This window comes from Flavobacterium sp. GL_143, assembly GCF_057834355.1.
On record NZ_CM174401.1, the window covers coordinates 2397052 to 2410049 of the forward strand.

Annotated in this window: 14 protein-coding genes and 6 tRNA genes; 3 read left to right on the forward strand and 17 right to left on the reverse strand. The window is 33.0% G+C overall.

Features of this window, described 5'->3' with window-relative positions:
* Window position 1: 1 nt before the first annotated feature.
* Window positions 2-913: a TIGR01777 family oxidoreductase gene (locus tag AC3IPI_RS10535; RefSeq protein WP_489158926.1), complete on the reverse strand. Its 912-nt coding sequence runs from the start codon at window positions 911-913 to the stop codon at window positions 2-4.
* Between the two features lie 97 nt (window positions 914-1010).
* On the opposite strand from AC3IPI_RS10535, the gene AC3IPI_RS10540 reads away from it, so the two are divergent.
* Together AC3IPI_RS10540 and AC3IPI_RS10545 are read left to right on the forward strand one after the other, a co-directional pair.
* Window positions 1011-1673, forward strand: a complete 663-nt coding sequence (locus tag AC3IPI_RS10540) for a TetR family transcriptional regulator C-terminal domain-containing protein (RefSeq protein ID WP_039112199.1) — start codon at window positions 1011-1013, stop codon at window positions 1671-1673.
* The gene (locus AC3IPI_RS10545) at window positions 1670-2974 is read left to right on the forward strand and encodes an ABC1 kinase family protein (protein WP_489158928.1); all 1305 of its coding nucleotides are present in this window, start codon (window positions 1670-1672) and stop codon (window positions 2972-2974) included. Before AC3IPI_RS10540 ends, AC3IPI_RS10545 begins: the two co-directional genes overlap by 4 nt.
* 172 nt (window positions 2975-3146) lie before the next feature.
* Here the strand turns inward: AC3IPI_RS10545 and AC3IPI_RS10550 are convergent, their stop codons facing one another.
* From AC3IPI_RS10550 to AC3IPI_RS10615, 14 genes are all read right to left on the reverse strand, one after another.
* Window positions 3147-4442, reverse strand: coding sequence for a cryptochrome/photolyase family protein (locus tag AC3IPI_RS10550; protein WP_489158930.1), 1296 nt, complete (start codon window positions 4440-4442; stop codon window positions 3147-3149).
* Window positions 4442-4903: an SRPBCC family protein gene (locus tag AC3IPI_RS10555; protein WP_489158932.1), complete on the reverse strand. Its 462-nt coding sequence runs from the start codon at window positions 4901-4903 to the stop codon at window positions 4442-4444. Before AC3IPI_RS10555 ends, AC3IPI_RS10550 begins: the two co-directional genes overlap by 1 nt.
* A gap of 10 nt (window positions 4904-4913) precedes the next feature.
* Window positions 4914-5354, reverse strand: a complete 441-nt coding sequence (locus tag AC3IPI_RS10560) for a sterol desaturase family protein (RefSeq protein WP_489158934.1) — start codon at window positions 5352-5354, stop codon at window positions 4914-4916.
* Between the two features lie 20 nt (window positions 5355-5374).
* Entirely contained in the window at window positions 5375-6214 is an 840-nt protein-coding gene (locus AC3IPI_RS10565; RefSeq protein WP_489158936.1) for a phytoene/squalene synthase family protein, read from the reverse strand.
* A gap of 8 nt (window positions 6215-6222) precedes the next feature.
* Window positions 6223-7686, reverse strand: a complete 1464-nt coding sequence (locus AC3IPI_RS10570; protein ID WP_489158938.1) for a phytoene desaturase family protein — start codon at window positions 7684-7686, stop codon at window positions 6223-6225.
* A 37-nt stretch (window positions 7687-7723) separates the two neighbouring features.
* Window positions 7724-8623 (reverse strand): MerR family transcriptional regulator, encoded by a 900-nt coding sequence (locus tag AC3IPI_RS10575; RefSeq protein WP_489158940.1) that lies wholly within the window; start codon window positions 8621-8623, stop codon window positions 7724-7726.
* A 69-nt stretch (window positions 8624-8692) separates the two neighbouring features.
* Window positions 8693-9661, reverse strand: a complete 969-nt coding sequence (locus AC3IPI_RS10580) for an ion channel (RefSeq protein WP_489158942.1) — start codon at window positions 9659-9661, stop codon at window positions 8693-8695.
* A gap of 141 nt (window positions 9662-9802) precedes the next feature.
* Window positions 9803-10303, reverse strand: a complete 501-nt coding sequence (locus tag AC3IPI_RS10585) for a tetratricopeptide repeat protein (RefSeq protein WP_039112190.1) — start codon at window positions 10301-10303, stop codon at window positions 9803-9805.
* Between the two features lie 272 nt (window positions 10304-10575).
* Window positions 10576-10648, reverse strand: a tRNA-Lys gene (locus AC3IPI_RS10590).
* Window positions 10649-10777: 129 nt separating this feature from the next.
* Window positions 10778-10850 (reverse strand) — tRNA-Lys (locus tag AC3IPI_RS10595).
* A gap of 130 nt (window positions 10851-10980) precedes the next feature.
* Window positions 10981-11053: transfer RNA gene (locus tag AC3IPI_RS10600), tRNA-Lys, on the reverse strand.
* A 21-nt stretch (window positions 11054-11074) separates the two neighbouring features.
* Window positions 11075-11157 (reverse strand) — tRNA-Leu (locus AC3IPI_RS10605).
* A 38-nt stretch (window positions 11158-11195) separates the two neighbouring features.
* Window positions 11196-11268: transfer RNA gene (locus AC3IPI_RS10610), tRNA-Lys, on the reverse strand.
* Window positions 11269-11308: 40 nt separating this feature from the next.
* Window positions 11309-11381: transfer RNA gene (locus AC3IPI_RS10615), tRNA-Lys, on the reverse strand.
* Window positions 11382-11508: 127 nt separating this feature from the next.
* Here AC3IPI_RS10615 and AC3IPI_RS10620 point away from each other — a divergent pair.
* Entirely contained in the window at window positions 11509-12027 is a 519-nt protein-coding gene (locus AC3IPI_RS10620; protein WP_489158945.1) for a shikimate kinase, read from the forward strand.
* Here AC3IPI_RS10620 and AC3IPI_RS10625 read toward each other — a convergent pair.
* Complete coding sequence (locus AC3IPI_RS10625) at window positions 12019-12519, reverse strand: phosphoribosyltransferase domain-containing protein (protein WP_323489637.1); 501 nt, start codon at window positions 12517-12519, stop codon at window positions 12019-12021. The two genes, AC3IPI_RS10620 and AC3IPI_RS10625, sit on opposite strands and share 9 nt — an antisense overlap.
* Before the next feature lie 57 nt (window positions 12520-12576).
* Complete coding sequence (locus AC3IPI_RS10630) at window positions 12577-12969, reverse strand: RNA-binding S4 domain-containing protein (protein WP_489158947.1); 393 nt, start codon at window positions 12967-12969, stop codon at window positions 12577-12579.
* Between the last annotated feature and the right edge of the window lie 29 nt (window positions 12970-12998).

The following is a 12998-nucleotide window of genomic DNA, read 5'->3' on the forward strand; positions in this document are numbered from 1 at the left end:
ATTATTTTAAACAGACTAAGAGTGCTGGTTTTAAATTTGAATATTTAAATTTAAAACCAGCATTTTCTATTTTATTAGAAGAAACACGTTGTCCAGTTAATATAATTTCACCCATTTCTCCCGTGATTAATCGTACTACAAAAGTTGGTATTTTAGGCAACCAGATAGAATACCCATACACATTTGCCATAGTTTTAGAGAAAATAGCATTGGTTGTATCATCACTAACAGCAGCATTATAAGAACCTTTTATATTAGGATTAATGATTGCCTGTAAATAAATAGCGCATAAATCATCAATATGAATCCAAGGCATGTATTGCTTTCCTGTGCCTACAATAGAACCGAAACCATATTTAAAAATTGGAACCAGTTTTTTTAGAAAACCTTCATTTTTACCCAGAACCAATCCAGTTCGTATTTTAACCGTTCTAATGCCTAACGATTCGATACAATTTGTAGCAGCTTCCCATTTCTGGCAAGTTTCTCCAAGAAAATCATTTGCAGCAGGAGTTTCTTCAGTACAAATAGTTTCACTTGTAAAGGCACCATAAATTCCAACTGCCGAAGCCGATATAAATGCATCTAAGGTTTTATTGTTGTTTTTTAAAACAGAAAAAATGAGTTCAATAGGTTTTTCCCTACTATCTAAAATTTCTTTTTTTCGTTTATCAGTCCATTTTTTTGCAGCAATACCTTCTCCCGCAAGATGAATAATATAGTCTGCTTTTAAAACAGCATCTTCATCTATATAATTATTCTCTAAATTCCATTTGTAATAGGTTACGCCCATGCTCACTTTTCTATCACTACGAGTTAATATAGAAACCGAATACCCATTGGCAATCAATAAAGCAGTAAGTTTTGTTCCTATAAAACCTGAGCCACCAGTTAGTAAAATGTTTTTAGTCATGATAGTTTATAATATATTTAACACCTTGTATTGTTTAGCATTACGTAAATATAGTTAAACGTTGCTTACCTTTATGCTAAATTAAAAAGTAGGTTGTATGGAAACTAAAAAAGAAATATTGACAAAAGATAAAATTGTTTCTCTGTATATGGATTACGTTTTGGAACACGGACAAAATCCCAAAACAGTTTTTCATTTTGCAAAATCAAATGATTTTGAAGAGGCCGAGTTTTATACTTTTTTTGGAACATTTGAAGGACTAGAAAAAGAAATATTTAATCTATTTTTCGAAAACACACTCGAATTATTAGATAAAAATCCAGAGTACCAAGAGTATGATATGAAAAACAAAATGCTTGGTTTTTACTTTACATTCTTCGAATTATTAACTGCAAATCGTAGTTATGTTGTTCAGGCATTAAAAACGGATTCCAACCCGATTAAAAACTTGGTGAAACTAACAAAACTTCGAGATAGTTTTAAAAAATATATTAGTTTAATTATAACCGATGACCATCGAATCCAACAAGAAAAGCTTCAGAATTTTCAGGAAAAAGCAATTCAGGAAACAGCATGGATGCAATTATTGCTTACGCTTAAGTTTTGGATAGATGATGCATCACCAGCATTTGAGAAAACAGATATTTTTATCGAAAAAGCTGTAAATGTATCTTTCGAATTAATGAATGTAGCACCGATGAATCATTTGCTTGATTTTGGTAAATTCCTTTTTAAAGAAAAAATATATAGCAAACAATGAAAACCATCGACTATATCCCAACTTCCAAAATAGAAAGGGCGAGCAAACTTGTTCAAACTGGAGCAAAAATTGGAGTAAATTATTTAAAGTACTACGGAGAAAAAATTGTAAATCCAGATGTAACTCGTGATAAACTCAACGAGAATAATGCCGAGGATATTTACGACGGACTCAAAAGCTTAAAAGGAAGTGCGCTTAAAGTTGCACAAATGCTAAGCATGGACAAGAATTTCTTGCCACAAGCCTATGTCGAAAAATTTTCTTTATCACAATTTTCTGTTCCGCCACTATCTGCACCTTTAGTATTAAAAACGTTTAAAACAAATTTTGGTAAAACACCTTACGAAATTTTTGATGAGTTTAATCCTAATTCTGTAAATGCAGCAAGTATTGGTCAGGTACATCTAGCTGTAAAAGATGGAAAAAAACTAGCCGTAAAAATTCAGTATCCAGGAGTTGCCAACAGTATTTCGTCAGACTTAGCATTGGTAAAACCCATGGCGATACGAATGTTTAACCTGCAAGGAAAAGATTCTGATAAATATTTTAAAGAGGTAGAAGATAAATTAATTGAAGAAACTAACTATTTATTAGAATTACAGCAAAGCCAAGAAGTTGTTGAAGCTTGTAAAAAGATTGATAATCTGGTTTTTCCTAACTATTATCCAGAGTTCTCTTCTGAGAAAATCATTACAATGAATTGGATGACTGGAATTCACCTTTCAGAATATACAGCCAAGAAACCTAATCAGGAAGAATCTAATCTTATAGGGCAAGCACTTTGGGATTTTTATATGTACCAAATTCATATTTTGCGTAAAGTTCATGCCGATCCACATCCTGGAAATTTCTTAGTAAATGATAAAAACCAGTTAGTAGCTTTAGATTTTGGATGTATGAAGCAAATTCCAAATGACTTTTACGTTCCCTATTTTGAGTTAATCAACAAAGAAGTTATAACCGATAAAGAGCTTTTTAATCAAAAATTATTCGAATTAGAAATTCTTAGAACAGATGATACTAAAGAAGAAATAGAATATTTTACAGGAATGTTTCATGATTTGTTATCATTATTCACAAAACCATTCCAGTCAGATACATTTGATTTTTCCGATGAAGCCTTTTTTGATAATATAGGCAAGCTTGGCGAACGTTTCTCAAAAGATACAAATCTCAAAAAGATGAATGGAAATCGCGGTTCGAAACATTTTATATATATGAATAGAACATTCTTCGGATTATATAATTTAATGTTCGATTTAAAAGCTAAGATTCAAGTAAATAATTATCAGAAATATTAGGAGCTTAATCCCGCTTCCCGATAGCTATCGGGACACTATATCTCTTGTGGTGAACACCACCACAAGAGGATGCCGTTCCTATCTGGGCTAGAAGATGCAAAAGAAAAAGAGCTTTGTCAAAGTTTAAACTTTGACAAAGCTCTTTTTAGTAGATACTTATATTTTTTTTTATCTATCTCAGAATCCCCGCTTTATAAGTTGCGATAGCACGATCTCTGGCAAAAGCATGCTCAATCATAGGTTCATTGTAGCCCAAATCAAATTCAGGAATCCATTTTCGGATATAAACACCTTTCTCATCAAACTTCTTAAGTTGAATTTCGGGATTAAAAACTCTAAAATACGGAGCAGCATCACAGCCCGTTCCTGCAGCCCATTGCCAATTGCCAACATTTGATGCCAACTCGTAATCAAGTAATTTCTCTGCAAAATAAGCTTCACCCCATTGCCAGCTAATTAATAAATGCTTGCATAAAAAACTAGCAACAACCATTCGAACCCGATTATGCATATATCCAGTTTCATTAAGTTGGCGCATTCCGGCATCGACCATAGGGTAACCAGTAGTTCCAGAACACCAACGTTGGAAATCTTTCTCGTTATTTAACCATTGAATCCCATCATAAGCCGATTTAAAATTGTGATTAACAACATTCGGAAAACTAAATAAGATCTGGATAAAAAACTCCCTCCATATTAATTCACTCAAGAAAACTTGATTTGTATGTGCCGCCCAATTTACTAATTTACGAATACTAACAGTGCCAAAACGTAAATGAGGCGAAAGATAAGAAGTTGAATCTAAAGCAGGGAAATCTCTTGTTTCTTGATAATTAGAAATGCTTTTTAAATTATGTGGTTGAACTTTTATAGTGCTTTTTTCAAACCCAATCTGGTTTATTGTTGGGAATAGAAATTGACTTTTATAAAAATTAGAAAAAAGATCAGCGGTATTATATTCTTTGGCTTGACCTAAAATTTTATATTTTTCTAACCATTTATTTTTATAAGGAGTATATATAGTATAAGGTAAACCATCAGATTTTGTGATTTCTTTTTCTTCAAATATAACATGGTCTTTATAAGAAAGTGTCGTAATGTTATTTTGGGTTAATAAATCAGAGATAGAAGAATCTCTTTTTATAGCAAATGGTTCATAATCTTTATTGAAAAATACTTCCTGAATATCGAATTCTTCGATAAGCGATTTCCAAATTTCAGTAGTTTTGCCCTTTTTTATCAAGAGAGAAGTTCCTATAGTATTTAATTCAGTATTGATTTTCTCCAGAGAATCATATATAAAACTAACTCTGGAATCGTCTTTTGGTAAACTATCCAGAATAGCCTCATCAAAAATAAACAAAGGAATAACTGGAAAATCAGATTCTAGTGCATGAAATAATCCGCGATTATCATCTAAACGTAAATCACGTCGAAACCAAAAAAGACTAACTTTTTGTTTACTCATTATTTAGTATTAAAAATTTCTTCGACCTTTTTATGGCGGTATTCGAAAATTGTTTTCAGTTCGTTCTTTACAATAAGAGCATTTACAATACGCCCAATAAAACCAAACGGAAGAGCATAATGTACAATGTCGGTCATTTGAGTGCCATTTGCAGTAGCTTCAAAAAAATGTTTATGATGCCATAATGCATAAGGACCAAAGCGTTGCTCATCTACAAAATAGCTATTATCTTTTACTACAGTAATTTCAGTCATCCAGTTTAGCTTAATTCCCAAAAGCGGAGCTATTTTATATTGAATGATTTGTCCCGCATAAACCAATTTATTATCATAATCGGTAACCTTAAACCCCATGTTTGTAGGAGTAATTATTTGCAGGTTATTAGGATTAGAAAAAAAAGTCCAGCATTCTTCCAGACTTGCATTGATGTGCTGAACTGATTCTTTTTTATATACTTTCATAAGTGACTTATTATATTTTGTAGTACTTAAAAGGAACAAACAACATTCCGAAGCATTCACCATGTTCTTTGCCTAAATGTTTATGATGTACTTTATGGGCTTTTCTTAACCCGATAAGATATTTGTTTTTGGTGTTTTTAAACCATTTAAAACGTTGATGAATTAATACATCGTGAACCATGAAGTAGCAAAAGCCATAAAAAGTTAATCCCGACCCGATAAAAAATAAGTAATTTATGCCGTCGATTGTTCCAAAATAGAAAAGTAGAATACTTGGAATTGCAAAAATCACAAAGAAAATATCATTTCGTTCAAACACATTAGTGTATTTAGGCTGGTGATGATCAGAGTGAAAATACCACATAAAGCCGTGCATGACAAATTTATGAGTACACCAAGTAACACATTCCATAAAAAGAAACGTACCTATAAAAATTAAAAAGAAAATCATTGTTTTGTTTTTATTAAAAATTAGACGATTCTCAGTTTATAAGAAACAAAAGATTTGGCCAGTAATCCAGCTTTAGAATAATTAGAAACCCGAATTCTTTCGTTGCCTATTTCATGACAAGGAGTATTTTCTAGTTTCTTTAAAAGTTTTTTATAATAGATGTAGGCGGTATAAACCCCAAACTTAGCTTCGACAGGAAGTTTTATAATTCCTTGATACGCAACTTTAAAATCATCTTCGATTTCTTTGATGATTTTGTTTTTAGCATTTTCATCAAAAGAGCTTAAATCAATTCCAGGAAAATAGTTTCGGTTTAAGATTAGATTATCATCTTTTAAATCACGTAAAAAATTCACCTTTTGGAAAGCAGAGCCCAATCGCATTGCTTCCATTTTTAGCTTTTCGTATTTAGAATCATTACCTGCAACAAAAACTTTAAGACACATTAAACCCACAACATCTGCAGAACCATAGATGTAATCCTCAATTTCTTCCTTATTATGATAGTCGGATTTGATTAAATCTAGTTTCATACTTTTTAAAAAAGACTGGACTAAATCATCTGTAATGTTGTATTGTTTTACAGTTTGCTGAAAAGAGTTTATAATAGGATTAAGGCTTATGCCAGCTTCTATAGCTTTATAATATTCTTTTTCAAAATCATCAATTAGATAGTTTTTATCAAAACCATGAAAAGAATCTACAATTTCATCGGCAAAACGTACAAAACCATAGATACTATAAATTGCATCCCTTATACTTGGGGCAAGCATATATACAGCCAAAGAAAAAGAAGTACTATAGCTTTGAGTAACAAGCTTACTACATTTAAACGAGACATTATCAAATAACTGTTTCATGTTTTTTATTATGAAAAGGATTTGTTTATTAATTCAGATACTAATTTTCCTGAAATTAAAGCAGGAGGAACGCCAGGACCAGGAACAGTTAACTGTCCCGTGAAGTATAAGTTTTTTACTTTCTTACTTTTTAATTTAGGCCTTAAAAATGCAGTTTGTAATAAAGTATTTGCCATTCCGTATGCATTACCTTTATACGCATTGTAATCTTCTATAAAGTCATTTTTGCAAAAAGACTTCTTAAATATAATATTATTTTTAATCGATTGTTGCGTGACACTTTCAAAACGGGAAATTATCTTATCAAAATATTCTTCGCGAAGAACTTCAGTATCTTCTATTCCCGGAGCTAGAGGAATTAGGAAAAAACCAGTTTCCATTCCTTCAGGAGCAGTTGTTTTATCAGTTACCGATGGAAAGTTTGCATAGAACAAAGGAGCTTCAGGCCACTTAGGGTCATCATAAATATCCATTGCATGTTGTTCGAAATCTACATCAAAGAATAAAGCATGATGAGAAATGGATTGTATTTTTTTGTCGAACCCCACATAAAAAAGGAGAGAGGAAGGAGCAAAAATGCGACTTTCCCAATATTCGTCAGAGTAAACCCGATATTCTTTAGATAATAAGGTTTCGGTATGTTGATAATCGGCACCACTTAAAACTATATCCGAAGTAATAATTTCATCATTTATGATTAATGAAGTGGCAATATTGTTTTGAACAATGATTTTATCAATACTAGAGTTGGTTTTAAAAGTAACACCAAGTTCTTTTGCTAGACTTTCGATGCCACGAACAACATCAAACATCCCTGTTTTAGGATGCCAAGTTCCCATTCCGAAATCGGCATAATTCATGAAATTATAAAAAGAAGGCGTTTTAGATGGTTTTGCACCAAGGAACAAAACAGGAAATTCTAGAATCTGAATTAACCTTTCGTCTTTAAACTTCTTGCGTATATCTTTACTTACCGTTCCAAAAAACTGATTTAATTTTTGAGTAGTTTCAAGAGTAATCAATTCTAAAGCAGAAACCCCTGGACGATATACTAATTTTTTTATGGCAATATCATAATTGCTTTTAGCTTGAGAGATATAATCAACAAGTTTTTTACCGCTACCTTTTTCGATAGCGTCAAAAGTTTTGGCAATTTCTTCTAGATTATCGGTGATGGTTATGAATTCATTAATCCCAAAATACACACGATAAGCAGGATTAAGTTTAATTAACTCATAGTAATCCGTAGTCTTTTTATCAAAATCCTTGAAGAAATTTTCGAATACATCAGGCATCCAATACCAGCTCGGTCCCATATCGAATGTAAAACCATTACTTTTTAATTGTCTGGCTCTGCCACCAATAGTTGCATTTTTTTCGTAGATAGTTACGTCATGACCTTCCTTGGCTAAATAGCATGAAGCTGATAAAGCCGAAAAGCCAGAACCTATAATTGAGATTGTTTTTTTCATTTGTTTAACAAAACTACAAAATAATTAAACAAAATAATTATATCTGACTCACTAATTCTTCGATGGAGTTAAAAATGTGTACTTTTGGGTCTAGATTTTCAGTTTCAATGTGCTCAACCAATTTTCCAATTAGCCATATTTCATTAGAATTGTTTAAAAGCTCAGAACTCATATTGGCTACATATTGATTAACTATACTGCGGTCCGGCTGAATAGTGAGATAAGAAACATAAGTAATATTGTCAAAATGATTGTTGAGTTCTTTTAGGTTTTCAATAGGCATGCTTTCGCCTAAATAAATAGTTTTATAACCTTGCAGTAATATTTCGTATTGAATGTACATTAATCCAAGTTCATGAATTTCATTCATTGGTAAAGAAAGAACAAAAATTTTATCTGTTTTTGTTGGTTTCAGAACCTGAAGCTTCTCCGTATTAATGTAAAGTTTCTGCTTAATTAGATAACTTACAAAATGTTCGTGGGCAGGAGTTATGGTTTCAGATTGCCATAATAAACCCAATTCATTCAATAAAGGAATAAACACTTGGTGAAAGACTTCCTTAAAAGACTTTTCGGCGGTAAGCCAATTAAAAGTGTTGAAGAATAATTCCTGATCAAAATTCATCATTGCCATTTTAAAAGAACTGATGGCGTGATTTTTTGCGTTTTTACTAGAAATGATTTCCCTGACTAATTGTGGAATCTTTTCTTGTGGATAAGTAGCTATTTTCGAAATCTTATAACCATATTCATGTAGTAGCGTAATGTTTAATAGTTTTTGTAAACTAGCTAAATCATAGGTTCGAATGTTGGTGTCAGTACGCATTGGCTCAAGGATATTGTATCTCTTTTCCCAAATACGAATGGTGTGTGCTTTAATGCCAGAAAGATTTTCAAGGTCTTTTATGCTAAAAACACTTTTTATATTGTTTATCATTTATTAATATTTGATAAACAAATGTAACTTAATTTCTAGAAAAATTGTAAAAACAAGGAATTTATCGATTTAGCTTTGTTTAAAATTGACAGCTTGATGAGAGTTTAGCTTATCTAAATGTAGTACAGTTTTAGAGGCATCTTTACTTCTGTTGTACATTGGTTCAAATTTCGCACCGTATAATACCTCTTTGAAGGTGTAAGAAGTTCTTGCTGCAACAGTATTACTGTACATATCATCAAAGGTTTTAATGAATACCAGAATTTCTCCATGAATAGAGGCGAAGTCTTCTTTAGTGAATTTATACAGCGGACTTTTGTCGGTTATAGGATGTACTAATGTCCAGCTTAATGTAAGTGCATTAATTTTGTGTAGCTCTAAGTCTAACGAATAGAACTTATTTGTCATTACACCATTTTCTTCAATACTCATTCCTAAAGTGATTTTTGCTTCAGCATCGGTGAAATTTGTGTTTTTAAAAGGAACAAGACGAATCATTAAAGCCTTGTCATTTTGGTAAGGACTAATTAATGCATTATGAGAGAATTTAAGAAATGCCGTTGGACGGCTAAATCTCCCGAAGAATAAACCAGTTGCAATAGCAAAACTTAGTAATCCTATTAAAGCTTCGGCTGCAGATAAAGCACTTGTTAGGAAACCGGTGGGGCTAATATGTCCGTAACCTACGGTTGTGAAAGTTTGAGCGCTAAAGAAATAAGCCTGACCAAATTTTGACCATTCGCTTTGAGAAGCTACTATTCCATCTAGATGCTCAATACCAATACCGAAATAAAGAATGGCAAAAATGAAATTGATGGCGATATAAAAGGAGAATAGAACAAGCATGAATTTCCAGGTAGGCATATCAATCATTGTGTGATACCAGCTAATGCGACGTAATAAGTGCATTCCTGTTTTTTCAACATTAGGAGTTCCATTTTTATTTACAAAGCGTCCTCCGTAACTATTAGAGTTGGTTCCAAAACCTGAGTTTTTGTCGGTTTCTGCCTGTGCGTTTATTTTTTTGAGAATTGACATAGGTGTTATATCGAATAAGTTTTAGATTAAATTAAATTGATTAGACGGATATTTTCTCAAATGTAAGTATAAGTTAGAATACAAAAAAGCCCCAACTATTACTTTATAAGGAAGAATAGTTGGGGCTTTTTTTAATGTTTTTTATTTACAGAAAGTAGCTTTGTTTTTAATGGCGCTTTTACTTCCTAATTCTATTGCTTTAGAGAAATCCTTGCATGCACTTTTTTTATCTTGAATCTGTGTGTATAAGGTGCCTCTGAGGTTGTAGGCAACATAGTCTTTAGGATTCAAATTAATAGCAGAAGTACAATCCTCAATAGCGGCTTTAAAGTTGTTTAACTTGTAGTTTACGTTTGCTCTGCCAGTAAAAGCATCTGCATTCATATTGTCTATTTCGATTGTTTTATTAAAATCGGCTAGAGCACCTTTAGTGTCGTTGAGTTTTAGTTTTGCAACACCTCTGTTTTGGTAAGCCTCGGCAAAGTTGGCTCTCAGCTTAATTGCTTTAGTGTAATCGGCTATTGCGCCTTTAGTATTACCGCTTTCGGCTTTTCGTAATGCCTGATCAAAGTAATCAGTTCCAGATTGACACCAGCTTGCAGTTGTAGTAGTAAATAACAGAATAAGTAATAATCGTTTCATATAAAAATAAATTAGTAGGTTTTAAAATGTTTAACGTGTTTTGGGATTGTTTATTTTATGACAATAGTAGGATTATTGTATTTTGACTTTTAGTATATAACTTTATAAAGAAAAAGCGAAATACTAAAAAAATAATATTTCGCTTTTCATTGTAACCACGGTAAGATTTAAACCTGTATGCTCTTGCGAGCATCATCTTTTCAATATGAAAAGTCAATAATTCTCTACGTGGCTAAAAAAAAGGTCAAGTAAATTAATTACTCGACCTTTTGTGACCCGACTGGGGCTCGAACCCAGGACCCCATCATTAAAAGTGATGTGCTCTACCAACTGAGCTATCGAGTCATTCTTTTCCTATTCTGACTATCGTGGGATTTGCACCCACACGCTTTTCTGAGTATTACTCCTCAAGATGATTAGTCTGTCATCTCTCTGCGTGGTAAAAAATAAGTAAAATAATTACTTAACCTTTTGTGACCCGACTGGGGCTCGAACCCAGGACCCCATCATTAAAAGTGATGTGCTCTACCAACTGAGCTATCGAGTCATTCTTTTTTATTCTGACTATCGTGGGATTTGCGCCCACACGCTTTTCTGAGTATTACTCCTCAAGATGACTAGTCTATCATCTCTCTACGTGGTAAATAAAGTTAAGTAAATAATTACCTGACTTTTTGTGACCCGACTGGGGCTCGAACCCAGGACCCCATCATTAAAAGTGATGTGCTCTACCAACTGAGCTATCGAGTCTATAATTTCTTTACTGTGTCGTGACCACGGTGGGATTTGAACCCACACGCCCTTTCGAGCACCACCCCCTCAAGATGGCAAGTCTACCGTTTCTCCACGTGGCCAAAAAAAAAGGTCAAGTAAGTTAATACTCGACCATTTGTGACCCGACTGGGGCTCGAACCCAGGACCCCATCATTAAAAGTGATGTGCTCTACCAACTGAGCTATCGAGTCTTGCTATCAAGGAAAGTATTTTTTTTAATCACAAATTTTGTGACCCGACTGGGGCTCGAACCCAGGACCCCATCATTAAAAGTGATGTGCTCTACCAACTGAGCTATCGAGTCATATTCTTTCCTTGAATGCGGGTGCAAATATAAGGAGTTATTATTGAAGTTTCCAAGCATTTTTATTATAAATTTGTCTTTTTTTTAGAAAAATTTACAACGTCTTAGTTTATAAGCTTTTATTAGTATGAAAAAAATAGTGTTATTAGGGTATATGGGTTGCGGCAAGTCAACAATTGCTCAAAAATTGTCAAAAACCACAGAAATTCCTTTTCTAGATTTAGATAAATGCATCGAAAATAAGGTTAATTTAACCATAAATGAGATTTTTGATAAGAATGGAGAGATATATTTTAGAAAATTAGAGCATGAAACATTCAAGGAATTGCTTCAATCACCCGAAGAAATGATCATAGGTTTAGGAGGAGGGACTCCGTGTTATGCTAATAACCATGAATTATTGAATAAAGAAGGGGTAGATTCTATTTATTTAAAAGCGTCTATCGATACATTATATGGACGTTTACTTCATAATAAAAGTAAACGCCCACTTATTGCTGATAAAAATGAGGAAGAGATGAGGGAGTTTATAGCTACACATCTTTTCGAAAGAAGTTTTTACTACAACCAGGCAAGGTATAAAGTAAGTGTAGATGAGAAGACCATTGATGAAACGGTTTCGGATATACTTGAGATTCTAGCTTAAGAAAGCATAATCATTATTATTGTCATCAAATACAACTTGTACGTGCTCTAATAAAGAAGTCGAAAGAGATATTCCTTTAAAATCTGCTTTTACGGGATATTTCTTGTGATTTCTATCGACTAGAACGGCAGTTTTGAATTTCTTTAAAGGAACATCTAGAAAATGACGAACGGCATATATTAAAGTAGTGCCAGAATTCAATACATCATCTACAAGTACTAAGCCTTTGTTGGCGTATTGTTCTTTGGTTAGAGAAGTGCTTATAGGAGATTCAGGTTTCTGTTTGTTTATCTGTACTTCACAAAGAGATACTTTAATAGGGGAGATGGCTTCAAGGGCTACTGCTACTTTTTTAGCAAAGATGAAGCCGTTGGCTGTAATACCTGCAATTACGATTTCTTCATCGTCTACAAAGGTTTCGTATATCTGGTAGGCAATTCGTTTTATTTTATGTTCAATCTCTTGATTTGTTAAGATGATGTTTTTGCTCATTGTAGTTGTTTTTTAAAATAATGTAAAGTGTGTAAGATATGAAATCTGGTTAGAATGTTATTCGGTCTCGCCCTCGTCATCTGAAATGTCATTTCCAAATTCGTCAATATCCCTACGATCCTTTTTAGTAGGTCTACCAGTTCCGTTTTTTCGATAATGTTCTTTGGATAGTTTTAATAGTTCCAAATGAGCATATGCTTCAGCGGGAGTTTCGTTTTTTCTATATATATCGACAAGTTTTGCGCCAACTCTATTCTCAGGAATATCAAGGACGGTTATAATTTGAGTAATCTGGTCTTTACGAAACGTAATTTTGTCAGTCGGAAAAACTTCCTTAGAGGGTTTTGCAACTTGGCCGTTCACTGTAATATGGTTCTTCTTGCATGCCTCAGTAACCATATTTCGGGTCTTGTAGTAACGCACACACCATAAGTATTTATCTATTCGCATAAATTTTCTAAATTCAGAGTTAAATTCTT

Coding starts and splice junctions, on each gene's coding strand:
- AC3IPI_RS10535 (WP_489158926.1), bottom strand. CDS start 913: ATGACTAAAAACATTTTACTAACTGGTGGCTCAGGTTTTATAGGAACA.
- AC3IPI_RS10540 (WP_039112199.1), top strand. CDS start 1,011: ATGGAAACTAAAAAAGAAATATTGACAAAAGATAAAATTGTTTCTCTG.
- AC3IPI_RS10545 (WP_489158928.1), top strand. CDS start 1,670: ATGAAAACCATCGACTATATCCCAACTTCCAAAATAGAAAGGGCGAGC.
- AC3IPI_RS10550 (WP_489158930.1), bottom strand. CDS start 4,442: ATGAGTAAACAAAAAGTTAGTCTTTTTTGGTTTCGACGTGATTTACGT.
- AC3IPI_RS10555 (WP_489158932.1), bottom strand. CDS start 4,903: ATGAAAGTATATAAAAAAGAATCAGTTCAGCACATCAATGCAAGTCTG.
- AC3IPI_RS10560 (WP_489158934.1), bottom strand. CDS start 5,354: ATGATTTTCTTTTTAATTTTTATAGGTACGTTTCTTTTTATGGAATGT.
- AC3IPI_RS10565 (WP_489158936.1), bottom strand. CDS start 6,214: ATGAAACAGTTATTTGATAATGTCTCGTTTAAATGTAGTAAGCTTGTT.
- AC3IPI_RS10570 (WP_489158938.1), bottom strand. CDS start 7,686: ATGAAAAAAACAATCTCAATTATAGGTTCTGGCTTTTCGGCTTTATCA.
- AC3IPI_RS10575 (WP_489158940.1), bottom strand. CDS start 8,623: ATGATAAACAATATAAAAAGTGTTTTTAGCATAAAAGACCTTGAAAAT.
- AC3IPI_RS10580 (WP_489158942.1), bottom strand. CDS start 9,661: ATGTCAATTCTCAAAAAAATAAACGCACAGGCAGAAACCGACAAAAAC.
- AC3IPI_RS10585 (WP_039112190.1), bottom strand. CDS start 10,303: ATGAAACGATTATTACTTATTCTGTTATTTACTACTACAACTGCAAGC.
- AC3IPI_RS10620 (WP_489158945.1), top strand. CDS start 11,509: ATGAAAAAAATAGTGTTATTAGGGTATATGGGTTGCGGCAAGTCAACA.
- AC3IPI_RS10625 (WP_323489637.1), bottom strand. CDS start 12,519: ATGAGCAAAAACATCATCTTAACAAATCAAGAGATTGAACATAAAATA.
- AC3IPI_RS10630 (WP_489158947.1), bottom strand. CDS start 12,969: ATGCGAATAGATAAATACTTATGGTGTGTGCGTTACTACAAGACCCGA.